Genomic DNA, 22,961 nt, shown 5'->3' on the forward strand with positions numbered 1-22,961 from the left:
GTATTGAGGTGAGATATGGACGTAAAGGTCGGAGAACAGCTAGTTTCCGATAGACGGACGATTACGGTGCTGATTCCTTGCTATAACGAGCAGGAATCGTTGCCGTTGCTGTTCGAACGTATGGATGCTCTGGTGGGTAATACCAGTGACATCGAATATACGGTGCTGTTCGTGGATGACGGTTCCAAGGATGAGACCCGTCCATTGATTAAGCGGTACGCGCGGGAACACGCGTATGTGGAGTACATCTTTCTGTCGCGTAACTTTGGCAAGGAGAAGGCCATGTATGCGGGCATCGAGAACGTACATACGGATGGCCTGGTGATCATCGACGCCGACCTGCAGGATCCGCCGGAGTTGATTCCTCAGATGGCTGAACTGTGGCGTCAAGGCTATGACGATGTGTACGCACGCAGACGTTCCCGTGAGGGGGAGAGCTGGTTGAAGAAGGCGACCAGCCGCTGGTATTACGATCTTCTGCAGAAGGTGTCCGGCGTGGCCATCCAGAAGGATACCGGTGATTTCCGTCTGTTGGACCGCAAGTGCATCGATGCGTTGAAGCGTCTCAACGAGTCCGAAAGGAACTCCAAGGCGTTGTTCAGCTGGATCGGGTTCAAGAAGATTGAGTTCCTGTACGACCGCGACAAGCGCGTGGCGGGTAAGACCAAGTGGAACTACATGAAGCTGTTCCATCTGGCCATGGACGGCATCACCAGCTTCACCACGATGCCGTTGAAGATTGCCACATGGGCGGGCAGTCTGGTGTCCTTCGCAGCCATTGTGTACGCCATCGTCATTCTGGTGCGAACACTGGCTTGGGGCGTGGACGTACCTGGTTATGCGTCCACCATGGTGGTGGTGCTGATTCTCGGTGGCATCCAGCTGCTAAGCCTCGGCATTATCGGCGAGTACCTCGGGCGTGTGTTCATGCAGACAAAGAATCGGCCTAATTATCTTGTACAGGAGCAGCACATTGTCAAGTGAACAGATGCCTGCAATTCGCTACGGGGGGGGGGCTTGAGGCTGCGCAGAAAAAGCGTGTGCTCGTGCTGCTCTTGTTGGTAGTGTGGGCTATCGCGAGTATCCCAATGTTCATGACTTACTTGCCCATTACGGACGGTCATGACATTTTATTCCATCTGTACCGTATCCAAGGCATCGCGGATGGACTAAGGAACGGACAATTTCCGGTTCGTATGCAGTATGTGCAACTTGATGGTTACGGGTATCCTGTGTCCATTATGTATGGGGATATATTTCTTTACCCCTCTGCGATCCTGCACATACTGGGGCTGTCCGTCAACACTGCTTACAAGCTATTTGTGTTAGTGCTGAATTTGCTGACGGTGGTGACCACATTCGTTCTTGTAAAGCGTGTCTTCAAGTCCGATTTCGTCGCATTCGTGGGCGCTGCCTTATGGACACTGGCTCCTTACCGTTTGGAGGATGTGTATCTCCGCGCTGCTGTGGGTGAATACACGGCGTTGTTCTTTTTCCCGATACTTCTGTATGGCTGGTATGCAATCGTGTATCCGGGACTCAGCAAGCATCCATGGATTTGGACTTCCATTGGCGCCTCCGGCATCGTCCTGTCTCATGTAATCAGCGTGGTGCTTGTAGCTGTTCCCATGGTGGTGCTTGTTGTAGTTGGTATCCGGGTCAATTGCACGAAAACCATGTGGAAACAGTTGGCTTTATCAGCAGTGTGCTCGGCGGGGCTTTGTCTTTGGTATGTAGTGCCATTTTGGGATTATTACCGTAGTGTCGATATGAAAGTCACGCAGATTGATGCTGCTGAGAAGGTCGGCAGCGCAGCAGCCAACGCAGTACAGCCGGCGCAGCTATTAATGTTCTTGGTGCCGATGCGTGGCGGCAGTGACGGTGATGTCAATCGAATTTCTCAAGATATGCCCTTTGCACTTGGCTGGTCGTTGTTGTGCGGCCTTGTTGTGTTCGCCGCACTGATAGCACTGAGGAAAGCCGTGTGTGGAAATCAGCAGAAGCGAATGCTTGATGTAGGTGGCATTATGGTTGCGGCGAGCATGGTCGCATTGTATTGCTCGATGACCGTGTTTTATTGGCGTATGAACCGCTTCGCCTTGTGGAATAAGCTGATTGCGGTGTTGTCGTCCATTCAATTTCCGTGGCGGTTCCTCGGTGTAGCGTCTGCTTTGCTGGTTGTGGTATCCTGCGCTGCCATCTATTGCTTACTCCTTAATAAGGATTTTGCGATATGGGGACGAAGGGCCGGGGCGCTGATGGTAATTATCGCCGCATGCGAAGCCGGCTTCGCTACAACCAGCTGGATGCAGAATTCCATTTCATCCAGTCCTTTCTCCGATACGGTAGATAATCATGCTGCTTCATATGGGGTGATGAGCGGCGAGTATCTTCCTGCCGGTTTTGACGTTGCTTATTTGGATAGACATTCGGCTGTTCCTACGAGCACGAAAGTGAGTATCGGACAGTACATACAGCGTGATGGAACCGTCGATTTGACGGTTTCCGCATCTTCGCGCGGCACGGTAACGTTGCCGTTACTGATGTATCCGTATTATCATGCCGTTACAAAGTCTGGTGATGAGTTGATGCTTACGGCGTCACGTAATGGAATGATGCAACTCCACGTGCCCAATGGATACAAAGGTACGGTGCATATCGCCTATACGGAGCCTCTCGTATGGAGATTATCTGAAGTTGTTTCAGCCTGTGCGGTCGGCGGCTTGCTTATGTATGGCGTATGGGCGCGGCGAGAATTCTGCGAATGGCATAGGCATAAGCCCCGTTCAGAGGTTGTTACCCGCTAGATTTGCGATACACGTTTCTTGCGGGGTGGCTGAATGATGAACAAAGGAGGCGGCTCTCACGTAGTGAGAGCCGCCTCCTCGCCATATGGGCGGTTGTCGACTTGCCGTCGCATGATATAGCGGAACCGAGAGATGGAGAACCATAACCATGATGTATAAACACGGTCTGTCCCATGCGATGAAGGGGCTTGCCGCGGGGCTGTCGGTCATCTCGATGCTGGCTGTCACCGTGTGCGTTCCCGCGTTGGCTGCGGAAGGCACGGCAACCCAGCCGCAGACGACGCAGATGGAGTCTTCTTCCACAGATCCTTCGACTTCCGCAAGTCCCACTCAGGAGGGGACAGAAGGCGCAGCTCCTTCTGATACGGGAGACTCAGCCTCCACATCGACGACCGAGGGAAACACGTCATCCCAGACGAATTCCGCCGCCGATGGCTCACTCAACGGCATGCAGCAATCCGCGCCCCGGCAGCAGACGGAACAGCCTCAGGCGCAAAGCGCTGATACCGCGACCAGCAAGCTGAATGCCTTGGCGGCTGCGAACAAGGATCTTGTCCCCTCTGGTGAATACACCATCTCCAGCGCGCTGAACACCGATCTGGTGCTGGACGTGGCCGGCGGCGACACCCGTTCCGGTTCCAACGTGCAGATCTACACGGACAACGCCACCGCCGCTCAGCGCTGGAAGGTCACCAACGACAACGGGTATCTGACCATCGTCAACGAGAAATCCGGCAAAGCGTTGGATGTGGCTTGGGGCAGCAACCAACCTGGAGCCAACGTGCAGCAGTACACGTCCAACAACTCGCAGGCGCAGCGGTGGATCGCCGTCCCCAATGGTGATTACGTCACGTTGCGTTCCGCGGTTGACCCTTCCAAGCAGCTCGTCTTGGATGTGACCGGTGGCAACGCCCGCTCCGCAGCCAACGTGCAGACGTTCACCGGCAACGGCACCAAGGCTCAGCAGTGGAAGTTCGAGACGCCGCGGCCGAGCATGGCGGACAGGCTTGATAGTCTCGCCGCTGCGAACAAGGACGTGGTGAGCGCCGGTGAATACACCGTCTCCTCGGGACTGCGCTCCACCTTGGTGCTGGACGTCTCCGGCGGCAGCAAGTCCAATGGTGCCAACGTGCAGAACTACGAGGATAACGCCACTGCGGCACAGCGTTGGAAGGTCGTCAAGGACTCCAAGGGTTACCTGATACTCATCAACAAGGCGTCCGGCAAGGCGTTGGACGTGGCCGGCGGCAGTGCTGCCAGCGGTACCAACGTGCAGCAATTCGCTTCCAACGGCAGTCGTGCGCAGAAATGGATCGCCATTCCCGTAGGTAACAAGGTCGTGCTGCAGTCCGCCATCGCGGTGCTGCATCCACCGGTGTTGGATGTGGCCGGCGGCAGCGCCAAGTCTGGTGCCAACGTGCAGGTGTATACGCGCAATGATTCCAACGCCCAGCAATGGACCTTCGAGGCGCCCCGTCCCGGTTTCGACAAGCGACTTGACCAGCTGGCAACTGACAACAAGGGCACGATTGCCCCGGGCACCTACAGCATCACGTCCGCGTTGAGCGCCAATCTCTCTCTGGATGTGGCCGGTGGCAGCACTGGCAACAGTGCCAACGTGCAGATCTACACGGACAACATCACTCCGGCGCAGCGTTGGAAAGTCACCCAAGACGCCACCGGCTACCTGACCATTACCAATGAGGGATCGGGCAAAGTCCTGGATGTGGATAACGGCAATAATAAACCGGGCACCAATGTGCAGCAGTTTGTGTCCAACGGTACCCGTGCGCAGAAGTGGGTCGCCATCCGTACTGGAGACAACGTCATCCTGCGGTCCGCACTCGTCAGCGGTAATACGGCAAGGGCTTTGGACGTGGCCGGTGGTACCGCCAAGTCTGGTGCCAACGTGCAGATTTTCACAGCGAACGGCACCGTCGCGCAGCAGTGGAAGTTCGTCGCGTTGCCCGAGGTCAAGGCGCCAATCCGCACTTACTGGAACAAGAACCTGTGGTTGGGCCGCCCCACGGCTACCGCCGTCACCACCGAAGGCGGATACAAGCAGACGTTCCAGAACGGCGTGGTGTACTACCGTTCCTCCTCGCAGTCCGTGTTCTCCGTGCGCGGTGAGATCCTGAACAAATACAACAGCCTCAACGCCGAACAGGGAGTCCTCGGCTTCCCCACCGGCGAAATGAAGACCGACAGCACCAAGCACGCGCAGACCCAGCAGTTCGAGCGCGGGCAGATTGCATGGTCCCGGAACAACGGTGCCTTCACTCTGCAGGGCGACATCGCGGCATTCTGGACCGAACACCAGTCCGGCCCTTACTGGGCGGGCTACCCCAAGTCCGATGCCACCACGCAAGAGGACGGCTCCGCCACTCAGACTTTCGAACAGGGCACGCTCATCAGCGACGTGAACCACACCGCCGTTCCCAGCATCTGGACCCGCTGGACCAACGAAAATGGAGCGGATGGCGCTCTTGGTAAAGCCGCGGACAATATCGTGGTGCAGCGTACCGATGGTAGTTACGTCAAGCAGTTCGCCAACGGCATCATCGCGGCCACGTCCAACACGGACGTCGACGCCACACGCGTGGTCAGCGGCGAAGTCTATACGTACTGGCTGAAGCATCAGACCCTCGGCGACCCCACCAGCGAGCTGACCGACGTCAGGTCCGGCTCTTGGCAGTCGTTCACTGGAGGCACCGTGTACGTCTCCGCAAAGTACGGCACGCACGCAGTGCGTAGTCCCATTCTGGAGAAGTATGTTTCACTTCAGTCCGAGCGGGGAACGCTTGGGTATCCGACCTCCGAACAGCGTTTGCTGAAGGGTGGGGTATCCCAGTCTTTCCAGCATGGTGAGATTCATTGGTCGTCTGCCACTGGGACGCACTTCACGCGTGGTGCGATTCAGGATTACTGGAAGACCAATGGCGGACAAACAGGCTGGTTGGGATATCCGACCACGGATGAGACGACCGGCCTGCGTGACGGTGGTGCTTCCCAGCGTTTCCAAGGCGGTACCGTGTTCAAGGCTCCTCAGACTAGTGCGCATGCCGTGAAAAAATCCATCCTCAAAAAGTATGCCGATATCGGTTATGAAAACAGCACCCTTGGGTATCCGACGTCCGAGGAAAACAACCTCGGCAGTGGCGTGTCGCAGGTTTTCCAGCATGGTGAGATTCATTGGTCGTCTGCCACTGGGGCGCACTTCACGCGTGGTGCGATTCAGGATTACTGGGCGGTTAACGGTTGGCAGGCAGGCTGGTTGGGATATCCGACCACGGATGAGACGACCGGCCTGCGTGACGGTGGTGCTTCCCAGCGCTTCCAAGGCGGTACCGTGTTCAAGGCTCCTCAGACTAGTGCGCACGGTGTGACTGCATCCATTCTGGCGGACTATGCATCCCGTGGTTTCGAGAACAGCTCGCTGGGGTACCCCACCTCCGAGGAGTACGACTATGGCAAGGGCCGCGCTCAGAACTTCCAGTACGGCAGGCTGGTGTGGAACGGCTGCGGCAAGCGTGGATGGCAGAACCCCGCCGGATTCTTCCAGGTGAGCTCCTGCGACGTCTCCGTGCCGCAGAACGGCAAGTTCGGCTACGCCTCGCCCTCCCGCATCGGCATGAGCGCCACGCGCGAGCAGGCCGTGGAAGCGATGATCAGCCGCGCCTACGACTACCTCGGAACACGGTACGTGTGGGACTACGCACTCCGTCCCGGCGAAGGCGTGGACTGCGCCGGACTGGTCATGCAGTCGCTGTACGCCACCGGCATGAACCTCGGCGACTATAACCCCTCCGCCCACTGGTACGACCCGTATCACAGCCATGACGCCAACAACATGGCCGGCGACGGCAGGTTCAAGTCCGTCGGACTGAACGACCGCAGACGCGGCGACCTGCTGTTTTGGCCCGGCCACGTGGCCATCTACCTCGGCAACGATCAGATCATCGAGGCATGGCCCGGACAGGTGCGCACCGCCAACATGTGGGTGCACGGCACGCCCACCGTGGTGAAGCGTCCGTTCGTCTGATCCTCGGACCGCGCGTAGTGTTGAGGCCGGGTCGGCATTCTCTGTCGGCCCGGCCTCAACACTACCTACCGTTCCATTCGTTCGTAATCCACCGCCCCAACCAATCAAGTCTTCCAACCACCGTCAATCAGGAAAGCCACGCATCATGTCTTCCGAATCGTCCAACACCACCGCATCGCACACCGTCCGCAACCGCATCATCGTGGCGGTCGTCGCAGTTATCGCGGTCGCAGTCATCGCAATCGGCATCGCCGCGTTCAAGAACCACTCGTCCGCACAACGGCATGCGACACCGCAATCGAACAACCAGCCGGCGGACGTATCCCCGCTGCCCAGCAAACTGCAGCGAGCCGTCAAGAAGTGTGACCCGCACACCGACTTCGACTCCTCCGACAACACGAAGGAATCCCTCATCGCCGACGGAGCCGGCAAATCCCTCACCCTGCTGTCCGGATCGCAATCGGACTTCACCACCTTCGACTGCGTGGCGAAACAGCTCGACATGCCTGCGGACGACATCACCGCCATGACCTCCAAACAGGACCAGCCGGACCAGCAGACCTTCACTTGGGACGGACTCACCGCCAGCTGGATCTACAACGCCAACAGCGGACTCAGCCTCACCATCACCGCGGCTGAGTGATTCGAACGATTGTGGTAGTGAAGGGGAAGAAAAGCGGATATTCCATACCGCCGCGCTGAGGTGGATATCGGATTAAATGTGTGAGGCGGACTATATGGGGAATATCCGCCTCATCTCGTTACCTTTCGACGTTCACTCGCGGTACCGCTTTCTCTATGACCTTTGTTGCTGCTGAGGAGATGATTTGGATACCTGCGCCGGCTAGCGGAAGCATCAATATATATGCTGGCATGATGTATTGAGATTGCGCTTCCCAGAATAGGTACAGGATAGCCACTCCTACAGGCGTGATAATGATAGGAATCAGCTGGGCCTTTATTGTTTTCCAGTTCCTAACAAGATATGCGAAACAACCTGCAAGAATCAAGAATTGTAGTCCATCTATGGCTGCGAGAATCAGCTTATGGAGCTTCCCGTAATATATAGAACGCAACACAGGACTGATTGAGCGTTCGGACATTATCGGGCGATCGGCGCCATGGCTGGACCAGTTGCTCGCCAAGAGAGATTCGTATAGAGGATCAGTCCATTCGGAAGTAAATTTACGGGAAAAGAAAGTCCAAGCGTATGCGGGATCATTTGCAAATTCTGATATCGACTGCTTTATTGACGAAATCGATTCTTCTTTGATGACATGCTGGTCGTAATCTTCGGGATTCCATTTCAGAGGATACCCATTATACCACCCGTAATTATTGGAAGATTCATCCGAGGGGCGTTGCGTACCCATGGCGAACCAGACGGTTTTGGGCTCTCCAATGTTCGGATTCAGATTGAGATAGTAGGCACTGGCCCCCACGGCGAGTCCAGGCAGCAAATAGCAGATGCATGCCAGTAGGAGACACAGAACATCCTTCAAACTATGCTCCTTGAGCGCATGGATTATCCATGCCGCTACCATTGCCGCCAGAACGTAAATCATGCTTGACTTGAATGTGAGGCCAAGAGCAACAAGGCCAAGGGCGATGATTGCCTGGAGTAACTTGCCTGTGTTGAAATACTTGACTTGGAATAAAACCGCTCCGGCGATGAAAGGCAAGCTTATCGTGTTGCCATAGGCAAAGGTCACGTAGAAAATCAAGGGGAGGAATGTAAAGCCGAGTAACAGAGTAGTGTTCGTGTAGGCGGCGTTACCGAACAAAGCGTCCGTTATTCTGCCGATCAGCACCAGTGTTGCGGCGACACAGATGACGTTAATGACTTCGAAAGCGAGATATGCGCCTTGTCCAAAAACAAATAGCAGGACTCTGTCGACAATGACCAGGGGAATCTGATAAGGGAACCGTTCCAAATATCCGCCGGGGCAAAGAATCCACGAAACCTCATCTCCTGGGCATTGCAGCTGCAAGTTGGGGTCACTTGTCGCTTCCGCTGCTTTCAGAACATACAAGGGATCCCACTCAGGCCATACGTTGGCCATTGCAATCCAAAATACGCCCACTAATGCGCTATAAAAAATAAGTGCAAGCGAGAGTTTCTTCGTGTTAATTCTTGCTAGAAGGCCTTTCTTGTCGAGATAAGCTACAACGAGTATTGCCAAGACCGAAACAATCGTTACCTTCCACCAGCCCTTAGTCGTAAACTCGACATTATAGGTGTAATTCGGCATAGTGGTTGTCACTATGAACGACAGAAGTCCCGTAATGGCAAAAAAAGCTATTGCTATCCAGACTGAAATCTGAGTGAGGACTTCTCCTATTGTCGCAAGTACGCGGGTAGCCTTTGTCGGTTGCGGTATATTCATTCGGTCATTCACCTATTAATGTCGTGTATAAAACATGTTTTACATACGTTGGGGCGCACACATATCGCAGTGCGCGCCCCCAATACGCCTTGTTCAGTGTGTTCTCTTGCCCAGTCGTGCCTTAGCCTGCGCTTGCGCAATCAGATTAGACGGCGAGAGTTTCTTCACCGTCTCGACAATCGTTTCGCCTGTCTTGAAACGCGTGGAGTTTCGAATATCGTTGATCTCCTTATCGAGCTCAAACAAAATATTCTCATCTCGCAGAACGCGTTCTTCGAGCCAGAGATTCAGGTTCGGACTAAACACGATTTTCTGGAAGTCGTTGAAAGCATCCGCGTCATAGAAATACAACGCGCCATGGTCTTTTACATCCAGAAGGTTCACAACCTTCTCTTGGTATGTGGACAGATACTTTTCGATATGCTCAGGCGTGTATCGACCATAGATGTCCTGCATGAATGCGGTCAATATCGCGTTAAGGTATCCGCGCTCAAACTTGTCGTACAGGCCCTGAGTGTGAAGTACCTCACCGAACTCAAGAACGGATGGCATGATGGGATCCGTTTCGCTGGAATACGGGATGTTCTTCACCAAGGCCAGCCAGAATGCCGATCCGACCTGCTGACGTTGCACATTACGAATCTTCCAATCCTTTTTCAGATCCAGGAAGGCGATCTTATCGGCATGCAGGAGTGTTTGGCCGGCAAACCCGTAAAGCGCATTGGTGACGTCGGAGCTACTCGCAGTGATATGGTTTTCCTTGAGGAAGGCCGTCCTGTACAAGCGCAGCCAGCTGAATGTCCTGTTCAGCGTGAACATCGCATCCGGAATATCCGAAGCCTGGAACGGGCCATAAATCGGGCCTCGAGTGGAGTCAGGGGACTCAACGGCGGAGGAAGGCAGAGCCAGATTCAGCGAGCGCATGCGATTCAGCAAATAGTCGGCGTGTGCGTTGCCATCATCCGGCAGTGCGACGTCCGCTTGTGCCTTCTTTGCGCCGGCGACGCTTGCATACAACATCTTCTCGCCGATGACGTAGTTCGATGGGACGAATATCGTGTACTCGCCATGAGCGTTCTCGATGGCTAGCCGAATCTGCTCGGCAAGCTTGAGATGCTCACCATTGCCTGTGCCCGCCGCACGGCTGGCGTTCAACTTGACAACGAATCGTCTATCCTTCTGTGCGAAATTGTCGGCGATGTTCATCGTGCTGTCCTGGGAGCCCTCATCGATTAGGATGAACTCACAGGACAGACGATTGAACTTCGCGTATGATTCCAGCGTCTCCACAATCCACGAGCGGGCATCCTTGGTAAGTAGCACGATGGACAAATCCGGATGTGCGTTGACCTCGTGATGCTTGGCCTCATACGATTCGCCCATGAAATCCATGTAGTAGTCAAGGAATTCCGGACGCAGATTGTCCATGAGGAACACCTCGTTGCGGTCCATGGATTCGAACACCTCACGGATGAGCTTGCGGACCTCGGGGTTCTTGTCGTCATAGCCGAACTCGCCAATGACGGATGTCACGTAATCGAACTCGCGGGAATAGAACGCGTGCAGGACTGGCCGTGAGATACGCTGTTCATCAAGGAACTCACGCATGTCGCGAAGACGGTCGAAGGGGAGACGGAAATCCTTCAGGAACGTGGATGCCCCCGGATTCGTTTGACGATAATAGTAATACTGACCAGGCATCCACACGATGCGGTCCGCCAGTACCATCGTCTCGGCGAAGAACGGGTTGTCGGTCCAACCTGCACCGGGAATCTGCTTGAACCGGATCTTGCGACCGGCCTTGTTGTCTCCGTTCAGAAAATCGCGGCGATATACCGCCGACCAGATGGACGGATGATGATAGAACGGCTCGGTGAATTCGTCGAGAGTGAAATCGATACGACGCTTCGGCATGAAGCGGGCGAGGTTCGGAGCTTCCAGAGCCTCTGTATACGGTTCCCGTGCATCGTAGTACAGCCAGTATGAGCCCTTGATAACATCGACCTTGCCTTTTTCGGAACGGTCTGCGCTCAAAAGGTTCTCATACATGTTCGGGTCGATGAAATCATCGGGTTCCACGACACAGACCCAGTCGCCTTGGGCCATGTCAAGACCACGGTTGCATGTGGTGCCATAGCCTTCATTCTGCTTGTCGATCACCTTGAAGCGGGCGTCCTCGGCGGCGAAACGCTTCATGATGTCGATGGAACCATCTTTGCTTCCATCGGAGAACAGCAGGCATTCCCAATCCTCGAACGTCTGCTTGCGGATGGACTCCAAGCATTGGTCAAGGAAGCTCTCGACGTTGTAGATAGGTACGATAATCGATAGTTTAGGCATACTGTGATGGTACCGCCCCGACTGGAACTGCACATATGTGATGTTCCAGTCGGGGCGGTACCTGATTCAGCTACGGCGCAGCAGGCGACGTGTAAGCACCTTGATGAGATGAGGTGGCAACATCAGCACCTTGCCAATGCGGAATGCGTGCGAGGACTCGATTTCCTGCAATCGATGCTGAAGGCGGGCTTCAGAATCCTGCAGGGTTTGGAGCGCTGCTCGTACATTCCCCAACTCTTCCGAAGTCTGGTCCAGCCTGGTGGTCAATCTGGCTCGTTCATCCTCAAGATAATTTGCCCAGGACCAGGTCCTGTAGAAGCGGTAAGCGCCCCTTTCCGCGCTGAGTACGGAGAGCGTATAAGCCGAGGAGAAGGGCTCAATCTGTCGTTTATGAACGGACTGCAGTAATACAGGCAGCACACAATCGATGGAATAGCGATTAATGAAGGATTCGCGATTATGCGTGTGATAGGCGAGAGCTTGCGGATAATGAGTGATGATGTCGTCGGCAATATACTCGGCTGAGTGCTGGCTACCCCCTCGACCGGAGAAATTATTCTCTGCGGCTAACGCGAAATTACCATCATCAAGGTAGCCAAATCCTCCGAAATGATCATAAACGTACACCGGAATCCCGGCGGTCAGACAATACTGTACGGTTTTCCCGATGGTAATCACCGCGTCGTAGCCGCTTAGTCTCTCTGGCGTGACTAATGTGGGGCGTCCCCCCCCCTCACCAAAATGAGCCACTTCGATTCCTCTGGACTCCAGAAGCGCGGCGGCATCGTGTATCTCCTGTGGTGCGTGATTGGAGACGATGAGAACGCGCTTAAGGGTTTGTTCGGGCATATCGTGATGCAGTTCGGAGAATGCCGTTGGTGCGGGATTCGGGAACAAGGCATGCGGAGGAATTACATCGAAGTAGGGAAGGATTTTGCGCTCGACTTCGGGCGCGATGGTGAGTACCAGTGAGGCCAGACGTTCTTCAAGCCCATAGATGTACGGGAACTCGTCCGCAATTTTGTCTAAGGCAGACATGTGGTTGAAGATAAAAGCGGGGAGGGTTTCCTGAACAGGATGCTTAAGTTCTTCTACTAGGGAGAGGGGAAGCACCTGGCTGTTCAACCAGATGATGTCATAGTCTGCCAAATGAAAATCATGATTCTCGTCGTCAATTACCTTCAGATGACGTTCCTCGAACAGACTGCGTACAGGTTCTGCATACTCACTGCAGAAAACAGTGACGTCCGCGCCTTGCTGTTGAAGATAGTCGGCGAGTTCTAGGGTCAGGACGGTGGATCCCATAAGACGTTGAATGAATACGTGCGTTATTAATATGCGTTTGCCCTTGATGATGTTGTCCATGAGAGCGTCCTTTCCTAAATGGGTGCCTTCATTCTAAGAGGTATGGGCGTCTGCATCCGGGTGATTTCGACATTGACGATTAGACTGAATCAAGGAAGCCTTCTCCGATTAACTCGAAACACTGATGGAGAAGGCTTTCATATTGTGGAGGTTCGTTGGGAGTAGCGTGTACAGTCGTCTCACCGGCTCGTGCCGATAGAAACCCCGTTGTTAGAATAGGTGACCGTGCAAGAACTCGTAAGCAAGCTGAAGGCCCGCTATGACTATGCGTGGGTCGTCCTCCAAGGACTGGTGAAGACTGATTTCCGGCTCCGCTATCAGGGGTCCTTCCTCGGCATCGCATGGTCCGTGCTCAAGCCGCTCATGATGTTCTGCGTCATGTACGTGGTGTTTGGCAAATTCCTGCGCATGTCTGATGGTACCCCCACATACCCGGTTGTGCTGCTGCTGGGCATCAGCTCGTGGCAGTTCGTCACCGAGTCCACGAACACTGGTCTTCGGTCGGTGGTTGACCGTGGCGATCTGCTGCGTAAGATTCATTTCCCGAACTACATTGTGGTGGTTTCCGCCACTGTGGGTGCCATGATTAGCTATGCCATCAACCTTTGCGTGGTGTTGCTGTTCGCGTTGGTTTCGCGCGTCGACTTCACATGGCGGGTGGTACTGGTCCCCATCAACATCATCCAGCTGTATGCGGTGACGCTTGGCTGGACCCTCATCATGGCCACCATGTACGTATACTTCCGAGACATCGCGCACATCTGGGAAGTGCTGCAGCAGCTGGTCTTCTATGGCATGCCGATTATCTACCCGCTCAGTTACGTCATCAACCGTGGCGGCATCTATGCGGAGCTGGCTCGTTTGGAGCTCATCAATCCCTTTGCCCAGACCATTCAGGATATCCGACATAATCTTGTTGCTCCGGATACCCAACCGACTGTGTGGAACACGTTGGATAATCCAGCATTGCAAGCTATTCCTGTGGTCCTGACCATCGCGTTGCTGTGGTTGGGTGTTTATCTGTTCCGCCGCAACAGCCGTAAATTTGCAGAGGTCATGTGATGTCGAACCAACTTTCCAATAACGTCATGGAGAATCCGGTCGTTCTCTCAGTGGAACACGTGTCCAAGGTGTTCAAGCTGCCTACGGAACAGGCCACTGGTCTGAAGCAGGCCTTCATCAACTGGACCAAGGGCATCAAGGGATATAAAAAGCAGCAGGTGCTGAAGGATGTCTCCTTCGAGGTGCATCAGGGCGAATTCTTCGGCATCGTTGGCCGCAACGGTGGTGGTAAGTCCACTCTGTTGAAAATCATTTCCCAGATTTATTGCCCAGAAACCGGCAGCGTGACGGTCAATGGCAAGCTCGTGCCGTTCATCGAACTCGGTGTGGGCTTCAACCCGGAGCTCACCGGCCGTGAGAACGTGTACCTGAACGGTGCGTTGCTCGGCTTCACCCATGAGGAAGTCGACGCCATGTACGACGACATCGTGGAATTCGCCGAGCTCGAAGAATTCATGGACCAGAAGCTCAAGAACTACTCTTCCGGCATGCAGGTGCGTCTCGCATTCTCCGTGGCCATCAAGGCACAAGGCGATATCCTCGTGCTCGATGAGGTGCTCGCCGTGGGCGACGAGGCGTTCCAACGTAAGTGCGACGATTTCTTTACCGAAATCCGCAAGGATCCCACGAAGACGGTTATTCTCGTGACCCACGATATGAATTCGGTCAAGAAGTATTGCACCCGCGCCATGATGATCAAAGACGGCGAGGTCGCCGCCATCGGCGACAAGGAGACCGTGACCAGCAAGTACACCCTTGAGAACCTGAACGCGGAGAAGAAAGAGCAGGAGCGGAACCGCAAAGAGCAGCTCGCCAAGCACCAGTACCCCTCGGGACTGAATGAACGCTGCCCGCTCCTCCGCACGTTCGCCGTGGAAGACAAGGTGTACAAGAGCACGGACACCTTCCGGTTCGGCGTCGAATACCAGTATGATGAACCTGGTGATTTCTATCTGGCAATCGCCATGCATGACATCCGTCGAGGCGGCATCACGTATGACACTGGTGCCAAGACAATCAAAATGACGGAGCATGGTCACCGGACCGTGTATTTCGAGCTGCCTCTCACACTGTTCAACAATGGCGAGTTCCGCTTGTTCACCTCGTTGAGGACGCCGAGCCCGGTGGACCCATACAACACAGACATGGTCGCGGTCGCTGTGGATGACAACGCATGCACGTTCGTCATCCGAGACAATCGCAATCGCGATTATGCGCTGCTCAGTGATCGGGCGTTGACCATCAAGCAAATTGACGAACCTGAAATCGCCACCAAGGAGTGATCGTCATGACGAACACTGTTGAAACCACTACGTGGGAATCCGTGGTCCGTGTCGTCTACCCTACGCAGGATGTGGATCAGGTATGGCCGCTGTATGCGCTCGACTGGACCCAGCCCATGCTCTCGGACGCCACTCTTGAATTCGGCATCGACATGCGCCAGCTCAACTTGGGCGGTATGAACCAGTCCCAGTTCCAGCGGCTCATCCGGCGAGGCCTTACCGGCAGCAAAAGCACCGGTGCTACAAAGGCCACGTTCCGATTTGTCAACCGTGACGAACTGCTCGTGCGCGCGGGCATGAAGACCTCCACATGCACGTTCTTCAACGCGTTCCCCGCAGGCCACTGGCGTCGCTGGACGCGCGTGGACGTCATGCGGTTCGTCGCCCGCGCCAAAGGACAGGGCAGCATCAGCCTCAACCGATCCGACGGCCGCGGACTCCTGTTCCCAGCCGGTTCCATCGTTGTAGACAGCCCGAACGACTGGCAGGACATCGCCATCGAAATCCCCATGACCGACCTCATGGACGGCGGCTTCTTCTGGTTCGACGCCGAAGCAGAATCCGGCATCGACCTGCACATCGCGGACGCCGCATGGCAGGCGCCCGCCGCCAAACGCGCGACGGCCGGCGATACCAAACTCTCCATCGCCATCACCACGTTCAACCGCGCGCCCTACTGCCTCAACCAGCTCAAGACCATCAGCAAGGCGACGGCGTTGCGCGAACGCCTCGACACCATCTACTGCACCGACCAAGGCACCGATCACGTAAGCGACCAAGCCGACTACCCGGCAGTCGCCGACGAACTCGGCAGCCAACTCACCTACATCCGCCAACGCAACCTCGGCGGCTCCGGCGGCTTCTCCCGCGGCATGTACGAAACCGTGAAACACGGCACCAGCGCCTACTGCCTCCTGCTCGACGATGACGCCATCAGCGAACCGGAAGCCATCCTGCGCGCTGTCCAATTCGCCGACTACGCCATCAAACCCGTGCTCGTCGGCGGCGGCATGCTCCACCTCGACAACCGCACCATGCTCTACACGCAAGGCGAACGGTTCGACTGGCAGCGCATGTGGATGAAGCCATCCCTCGAACTCGGCTACAACCACGACTTCGCCGCCGAACCCCTGCGTGACACGCCCGAACGGCATCAGCGCATCGACGGCGACTTCAACGGCTGGTGGATGTGCCTCATCCCCGTCGCCGCCATCAAGGCCGTCGGACTTTCCCTGCCCGTGTTCATCAAATTCGACGACATCGAATACGGCGTGCGCGCCAAGCGGGCCGGTTTTCCCACCGTCTGCCTACCCGGTGTGGCCGTATGGCATCAGGCATGGCACAGCAAGGATCCCGCCCGCACCTGGGAGGAGTACTTCTTCGTCCGCAACCGGTGGATCGCCGCGCTGCTCCTGCAGCCCGAACGCCCCTTCAACCGGATGATGCTCGAATTCATGTACGCGGACGCCGTCCTCGGCATGCGATTCATCTACTCCGGCATGGCGCTGCACCACCAGGCGCTCAAGGACATTCTGCGCGGGCCGCAATACATCGTGGACTCGTTCCCCACCAAGCTCGCCGAAGTGCGTGAACTGCGCGGCAAGTACGCGGATACCCAGACCAAGCCCAGCTTCGAGGACTTCCCCGAACCGGACCGCGAATACGTGTCCGCCCGCCGCCACCCCACGGGCACCAAGTACCGTCTCAAGAAGGCGCTGAAATACGTGACCGGCAGCATGCTCTCCTCCGAGAACGACGGCAATGCCGAGCGTCCGGACATGGCCATCCCCGCCCAGGACTCCTACTGGTGGACATGGGTGTCCGCAGGCCATCCGCGTTCCGTGCTCGTCACCTCGCCGGACGGCAACTCCGTGGCATGGCTCAAGCGCGACGACAAGCTTTTCCACAGGAACATGTGGGAAGGCTACCGCCTCGTCAAGCGCATCCTGCGCAACTGGAAGCGTCTCGCCGCCCAGTACAAGGCCGCCGATCTGACCTCCATGAACACGTGGGCGAAAATCTTCGGCGATAGCCCAGCGAAGGGCGAATGACGGACATCGGGGGCATCTACTGATTGCTGTCTCCGGCCGGGACTGTCTCTTGACCGGAAACAGCAATCAGACCCTTTTGAGTGATCTCCGTTCTAGATCGGTCAGTCCCGCCGGAACAGGTCCCTCGTGTAGACCTTGTCGCTGACATCGGCGAGGTCGGCGTTCCAACGGTTGGAGATGATCACGTCGGCGTCGCGCTTGAACGCGGCCAAATCGTGGGTGACGGGGCTGCCGAAGAAATCAGGCTTGTCGAGCGTCGGTTCGTAGACGAGCACGTCCACGCCCTTTGCCTTGATGCGCTTCATCACACCCTGGACGGCGGACTGGCGGAAATTATCCGAACCGGACTTCATCGTAAGCCGGTACACGCCCACCACCGGACGCTCCTTGCCGGCGGCACGGGCGGCGTCCACCAATTGCAGGACCTCATCGGCGACGAAATCCTTGCGCGTGGTGTTCGAGTCCACGATTGCCTCGATGAGGTTCTGCGGGACCGTATCATAGTTGGCGAGCAGCTGCTTCGTATCCTTCGGCAGACAGTAGCCGCCATAGCCGAAGCTCGGGTTGTTGTAGTCGTCGCGGATGCGCGGATCCAGGCACACGCCCTTGATGATCTCGCGCGTATCCAATCCGCGGCTCTCAGCATACGTGTCCAGCTCGTTGAAATAGGCCACGCGCAACGCCAGATACGTGTTCGCGAACAGTTTGATGGCCTCCGCCTCCGTGGGACCCACCACCAATTCCGGAATACCCTTGGAACCATCCGGGTTCGTGCGCTGGGCCTCCTCGGGAGCCGCGCCCTGCGCCAGCAGGCCGACGAACGTGTGCGCGGCCTTCACCGCCTCCGCATCATCCTGCGGAGCGCCCGCCACGATGCGGCTCGGATGCAGATTGTCATACAGCGCGTGACCCTCGCGCAGGAACTCCGGGGAGAACAGGATGCGCCGATCGCCGAGCTTCTCGCGGATCTGCGCGGTGTAGCCCACCGGAATCGTGGACTTGATGACAATCCACGCGGTCTCGTCATACTTGCGGATCGCGGCGATCGCCGCCTCCACACTGGACGTGTCGAAATAGTTCTTCCGCGGATCATAGTTCGTGGGCGTCGCCACCACCGCGAAATCAGCACCCGAATACGCCTGCTCGGCATCCAGCGTGGCCTGGAAATCCAACGGACGCTCACCGGACTTGTCCGCATCCAGGAACGCGGTGATCTCCCTGTCCACGATCGGGCTCCTGCCGGCATTCAGCAACTCCACCTTCTCCGGCACGATATCCAGCGCATGCACCTCGTTATGCTGCGCCAGCAGCAACGCCACCGACAACCCCACATAGCCCGTACCGGCAACCGCGATTCTCATATCTCACTGACTTCCCCTGCCGTGTTTCGTCCTGGCTTCAGAATAACCGGATATGGGGTTGCCTAGCCCTTAATTGGGTAATCGCAAGGTGACTAGTGTCTTGATTGCAAACGAACCATGACAACGGCTGGCAAAGCCACAGGAGTGCAGGGTCTATATGGGTGATTGAGGTGCTGTCAGATGGTCACCGACGGGGTGCTGGTAATCGGGTAGTAGTTGAGACGGTCCTCGGACTGCTTCTGCCAACGATCCGGGTCGGCGAGGAACTCCACCATGCCCTTCCACGCGGCGCCCAACGCCACCGTGTTGTTCGTCGACACGGATTTGAGCACCTTGATATCTGCCCACTGCGAGGACAGCACCCGCCGTTTCATCACCTGCTGCAACGGGGGCTCCAGATATTCGAACAGCTGCGCGTACAGGCCATCCAGCACGATGGTGGACACGTCGCAGATGTTCACGAACGCGGAAAGCGCGATTCCCAGACACTGGGCAGCGGTATCCACGGCCTTGCAGGCTTCCGGTTCCTTGCGGGACAACGCTGCGAACAGGTTGCCGGTAGAACCATTCACCGGCAGGCCGCATGCGGCCATGATGGCATGCTGCCCGGCGAACGATTCCAGACAGCCTGTGTTGCCGCAGGAGCATTGCCGGGTGCCCTCGGCCACGAACACGTGTCCTAGCTCGCCGGCCCAGCCGTGGGAGCCGGTATCGAACCCGGTACCGGTCACCAGGGCCGTGTCGATACCCACGCCACCGGAAACATAGAGATAATCCCCTAGTGTGCGCCCCTGTTTGTTGCGCAGATAGGTCTCTGCATAGGCGCCGGCATCGGCGGCGTTCATGAATGAGACTTGTGGCAACATATGGGAGGGGGAGGCGTTGCGCAGTTCTCCCAGCAGGTCGATGTTGCTCCAGCCGAGATTCGGACTGCTGAGCAGGTACGTGCGGTTGGCGTCAATCAGGCCGCGCAGCGCCACAGTGATGCCCACCACGGTGAGCTCGGCATCCACGGCACGCTGGTACATGTCGTCAATGATGCGACGAACCACGTTCAAGGTCTTCTGCGGTCTGACGGTGCTCAGCTGCTGGTAATGCTGCGCGAGCGTTTCCCCGGACAGGTCCACCACAGTCGCCTCAATGGAGCCGGTGGAGATGTCCACGCCGATGGAGGCGTATGTGTGCAGCGCCGGAGCCAGAGGGACGGCAGGGCGGCCCGCGCCGTTGCTCTCGCTGCCGAGCTCGTGGATGATGCCGCATTTGACGAGGTGCTCCACCAGACGCGTCATGGTGGAACGGTTGAGGCCGGTCATGCGTGCGAGATCAGCCCGCGAGGGATGGGTGGCTCCGGTCACGACGGCGTTGGCAATCATCGACAGATTGTGGTTACGCACGGTGACGCCACGTGCGGCGTCCAGTGCGCCATTCGTGCCTACGGCGACATTGCGGTCGGCGGTGTTGGGCTGTGTGGACATACATCCAGTATGCCGTATGTCCAGCGGCGTCTGGGCCGATTATTTCGTAGTCGGTGTGACAAAATGGAAGAAACGCCGATTTGTTGCCTGTATGGACAAACTAGAAGACGTGTTTTAGTATATTGCACAAGGCAACAAACCTAGTGGCGGAATCACTCCAACGAAGACGTTGAAGGGGGACATATGCAACAACTCGTAGCCGGCGTGGACTCATCGACGCAATCCTGCAAAGTGGTCATCCGTGACCTGCATACCGGTAAACTCGTGCGTTCAGGCGCAGCCCGGCATCGCCGCGGCACGGAGATCGACCCGCGAATCTGGCGCTCCGCATTCGACGAAGCCGTCAAGCAGGCCGGCGGTCTGGACGGCGTGGTCGCCCTCTCCGTGGCAGGACAGCAACACGGCATGGTCACGCTCGATGACCACGGCGACATCGTCCGCGACGCCATTCTATGGAACGACACACGCTCCGCGCCGGACGCTGCGAACCTCATCGCCGAACTTGGCTCAGGAGATTCCAACGAAGGCAAGAAACGCTGGGCCGACATGGTCGGCAGCGTGCCTGTCGCCTCGCTGACCGTCACCAAGATTCGGTGGATGGCCGAACATGAGCCCGCCAACCTGGCGCGTACCGCCGCCGTGGCTCTGCCTCACGACTGGCTGACTTGGGACCTCCTCGGCGGAGGCGACATCGAAACGCTTGCCACCGACCGTTCGGACGCCTCCGGCACCGGATACTTCTCCTCCGACGTCAACGAATACCGGCGAGATCTTCTGGAGCTCGCCGCCGGCAAGGAATTCGCCGGCAGAGTGGTGTTGCCTGCAGTGGCCGGCCCCTCCCAGCGTGTTGCCGAAGCCAATATCGACGGCCACACCATCGCCATAGGGCCTGGAGCCGGAGACAACGCCGGTGCGGCCCTCGGGTTGGGGCTCAAACCCGGGGAAATTGCCATGTCCATCGGCACCTCGGGCGTCGTTTCGCTCGTCTCGACCGTCGCCACCCACGATCCGCAAGGCTACGTCACCGGCTTTGCAGACGCCACCGGCAACTATCTGCCGCTGGTCTGCACACTTAACGCCTCCCGGGTCATCGACACGTTCCGCGCACTGCTCGACATGACCCATGAGGAATTCTCCCGGGCCGCGCTCTGCGCCCCGCCCGGAGCGGAAGGGCTCGTCGTGCTCCCATACTTCGAAGGAGAACGCACTCCGAACTATCCGGACGCCACCGGATCCATCCACGGCGTCACCTGTGAGAACCTCACCACATCGAACCTCGCCCGCGCCGCCATCGAAGGCATGCTGTGCGGAGTCGGCGTGGGCGTACGCGCCTTCCAGAAACTCGGCATCCCCGTCACCAAGATCAACCTCATCGGAGGCGGCGCCCAATCCGAAGCCGTACGCCGCATCGCGCCATCAGTGCTCGGTTTGCCGGTCAGCGTGCCCGAATACAGCGAATACGTGGCCGACGGCGCCGCGCGGCAAGCCGCATGGATGCTGAACGGAGGCGCGGAGCCACCAGCATGGACCTCCCGCATGTCCAGCGACTACATCTGCGACTACGCCCCATTCATCCTGGAACGCTTCCAGGAAGTCTCGTCACGCTTCATGCGCCAGCACGAAGCCCAGGCCGCAACCGGACGATTCTCCGGCGAAGCCCCACACCATAACTGAACAACGCAACCACAATCAAACGCACATCACATCAAAGGAGACAGAAGATGCGCAACACACTGAAGACCACCATGGCCGCCGGACTGGCGGTCGCGCTCCTCGCGCCGCTGACCGCATGCGGCGGAGGAGGCCTCGTCGGCGGCAACAACGCCTCGAACGGGGACACTGTCAAAATGGTGCTCGTCGCCAAGCAGGAAGGCATCCCGTGGTTCGACGACATGCGTACCGGCGTCGAGCAATTCGGCAAGGACAACGGCAGCAAGGTCGACGTCAAGCAGATCGCCCCGGACTCCGGCGACTCCGCCAAGCAGGTGCAGATGGTCTCCGACCTCATCTCACAAGACGTGGACGCCATCGTCGTCGTACCGAATGACCCGCAGGCGTTGAAGCCTGTCATCAAGCAGGCCAAGGCCAAAGGCATCGTCGTGGTGGCGCACGAAGCCAGCAACATCGCCGACGACGTGGACTACGACATCGAAGCCTTCCAGAACAAGGATTTCGGTGAATCCTTCTGCAAGCCGCTCGCCGAAGGCATGGGAGGTAAGGGCAAGCTCGCCGCCGTGGTGGGCTCAAAGACCATGGAGACCCATATGGCCTGGTACAACGCCTGCAAGAGCTACCTGAACAAGAACTACCCGGACATCTCGTTCGTCTCCGACGAACCCTACGAGGACAACAACGACGACGACACCGCGCGCAAGGTCGCCACGGAGATCCTCAACGCCCACCCGGACATCACCGGATTCTTCGGCACCTCCGTCTCCGCCGGCTCCAACATGGCCGCCGTGCTCAAGGAACGCAACAACAGGAACGTGTACGTCTCCTCGCTCGGCATCCCCTCCGTGGACATGCCGTATATCGACGAAGGTTGGGTGCAGTACGCGCAGACCTGGCGTCCCGCAGACGCCGGTTACGCCGCGCTCCAGCTCGCCTACAACAAGGTCAAGGGCACGGACGCCAAGACCGGTGACGACCTCAAGGCCGACGGCTACGGCGACGTGACCGTCGAAGGCCATCAGGTCTACGGCAACGCCCCGCTCGTGCTCAAGAAGGGCGACTACGCGGACGGCAAGTACCCGTTCTAATCGGCACGGTCGCATAATCAACCAACAAT

Annotated in this window: 14 protein-coding genes; 9 read left to right on the top strand and 5 right to left on the bottom strand. The window is 57.3% G+C overall.

What is annotated here, in order from left to right; genetic code table 11:
- Positions 1–15: 15 nt before the first annotated feature.
- The 4 genes from KIH78_RS08145 to KIH78_RS08160 all read left to right on the top strand — a co-directional run bounded on the left by KIH78_RS08145 (position 16) and on the right by KIH78_RS08160 (position 7,492).
- On the top strand, positions 16–984 hold the full coding sequence (locus KIH78_RS08145) for a glycosyltransferase family 2 protein (protein WP_214315119.1): 969 nt from the start codon (positions 16–18) through the stop codon (positions 982–984).
- Between the two features lie 56 nt (positions 985–1,040).
- Positions 1,041–2,807, top strand: a complete 1,767-nt coding sequence (locus tag KIH78_RS08150) for a hypothetical protein (protein WP_219131952.1) — start codon at positions 1,041–1,043, stop codon at positions 2,805–2,807.
- A gap of 148 nt (positions 2,808–2,955) precedes the next feature.
- Positions 2,956–6,849 (top strand): RICIN domain-containing protein, encoded by a 3,894-nt coding sequence (locus KIH78_RS08155; protein WP_219131953.1) that lies wholly within the window; start codon positions 2,956–2,958, stop codon positions 6,847–6,849.
- A gap of 145 nt (positions 6,850–6,994) precedes the next feature.
- Entirely contained in the window at positions 6,995–7,492 is a 498-nt protein-coding gene (locus tag KIH78_RS08160) for a hypothetical protein (protein ID WP_219131954.1), read from the top strand.
- Between the two features lie 118 nt (positions 7,493–7,610).
- Here the strand turns inward: KIH78_RS08160 and KIH78_RS08165 are convergent, their stop codons facing one another.
- The 3 genes from KIH78_RS08165 to KIH78_RS08175 all read right to left on the bottom strand — a co-directional run bounded on the left by KIH78_RS08165 (position 7,611) and on the right by KIH78_RS08175 (position 12,941).
- On the bottom strand, positions 7,611–9,236 hold the full coding sequence (locus tag KIH78_RS08165; RefSeq protein WP_219131955.1) for a hypothetical protein: 1,626 nt from the start codon (positions 9,234–9,236) through the stop codon (positions 7,611–7,613).
- Between the two features lie 93 nt (positions 9,237–9,329).
- Entirely contained in the window at positions 9,330–11,576 is a 2,247-nt protein-coding gene (locus KIH78_RS08170; protein WP_214315633.1) for a glycosyltransferase, read from the bottom strand.
- 66 nt (positions 11,577–11,642) lie between these two features.
- Positions 11,643–12,941: a hypothetical protein gene (locus tag KIH78_RS08175; RefSeq protein ID WP_214315635.1), complete on the bottom strand. Its 1,299-nt coding sequence runs from the start codon at positions 12,939–12,941 to the stop codon at positions 11,643–11,645.
- 225 nt (positions 12,942–13,166) lie between these two features.
- Here KIH78_RS08175 and KIH78_RS08180 point away from each other — a divergent pair, with 225 nt between their 5' ends.
- Genes KIH78_RS08180 through KIH78_RS08190 form a run of 3 tightly spaced genes read left to right on the top strand, consistent with a single transcriptional unit; the run spans position 13,167 to position 17,337 of the window.
- On the top strand, positions 13,167–14,003 hold the full coding sequence (locus KIH78_RS08180) for an ABC transporter permease (RefSeq protein WP_219131956.1): 837 nt from the start codon (positions 13,167–13,169) through the stop codon (positions 14,001–14,003).
- Positions 14,003–15,286, top strand: a complete 1,284-nt coding sequence (locus KIH78_RS08185) for an ABC transporter ATP-binding protein (RefSeq protein WP_219131957.1) — start codon at positions 14,003–14,005, stop codon at positions 15,284–15,286. The genes KIH78_RS08180 and KIH78_RS08185 overlap by 1 nt, the downstream gene beginning before the upstream one ends.
- A 5-nt stretch (positions 15,287–15,291) precedes the next feature.
- The gene (locus KIH78_RS08190) at positions 15,292–17,337 is read left to right on the top strand and encodes a glycosyltransferase (protein ID WP_219131958.1); all 2,046 of its coding nucleotides are present in this window, start codon (positions 15,292–15,294) and stop codon (positions 17,335–17,337) included.
- Positions 17,338–17,438: 101 nt separating this feature from the next.
- Here the strand turns inward: KIH78_RS08190 and KIH78_RS08195 are convergent, their stop codons facing one another.
- Positions 17,439–18,698: a nucleotide sugar dehydrogenase gene (locus KIH78_RS08195; RefSeq protein WP_219131959.1), complete on the bottom strand. Its 1,260-nt coding sequence runs from the start codon at positions 18,696–18,698 to the stop codon at positions 17,439–17,441.
- 176 nt (positions 18,699–18,874) lie between these two features.
- On the bottom strand, positions 18,875–20,173 hold the full coding sequence (locus KIH78_RS08200; RefSeq protein WP_219131960.1) for an ROK family protein: 1,299 nt from the start codon (positions 20,171–20,173) through the stop codon (positions 18,875–18,877).
- A 183-nt stretch (positions 20,174–20,356) separates the two neighbouring features.
- Between KIH78_RS08200 and xylB the strand changes: the two genes are divergently transcribed.
- Together xylB and KIH78_RS08210 are read left to right on the top strand one after the other, a co-directional pair.
- Positions 20,357–21,847, top strand: a complete 1,491-nt coding sequence (gene xylB / locus KIH78_RS08205) for a xylulokinase (RefSeq protein WP_219131961.1) — start codon at positions 20,357–20,359, stop codon at positions 21,845–21,847.
- Positions 21,848–21,894: 47 nt separating this feature from the next.
- On the top strand, positions 21,895–22,932 hold the full coding sequence (locus KIH78_RS08210) for an autoinducer 2 ABC transporter substrate-binding protein (protein ID WP_219131962.1): 1,038 nt from the start codon (positions 21,895–21,897) through the stop codon (positions 22,930–22,932).
- Positions 22,933–22,961 lie beyond the last annotated feature (29 nt).

It is taken from the genome of Bifidobacterium saguinibicoloris (assembly GCF_019331725.1).
Lineage (GTDB): Bacteria > Actinomycetota > Actinomycetes > Actinomycetales > Bifidobacteriaceae > Bifidobacterium > Bifidobacterium saguinibicoloris.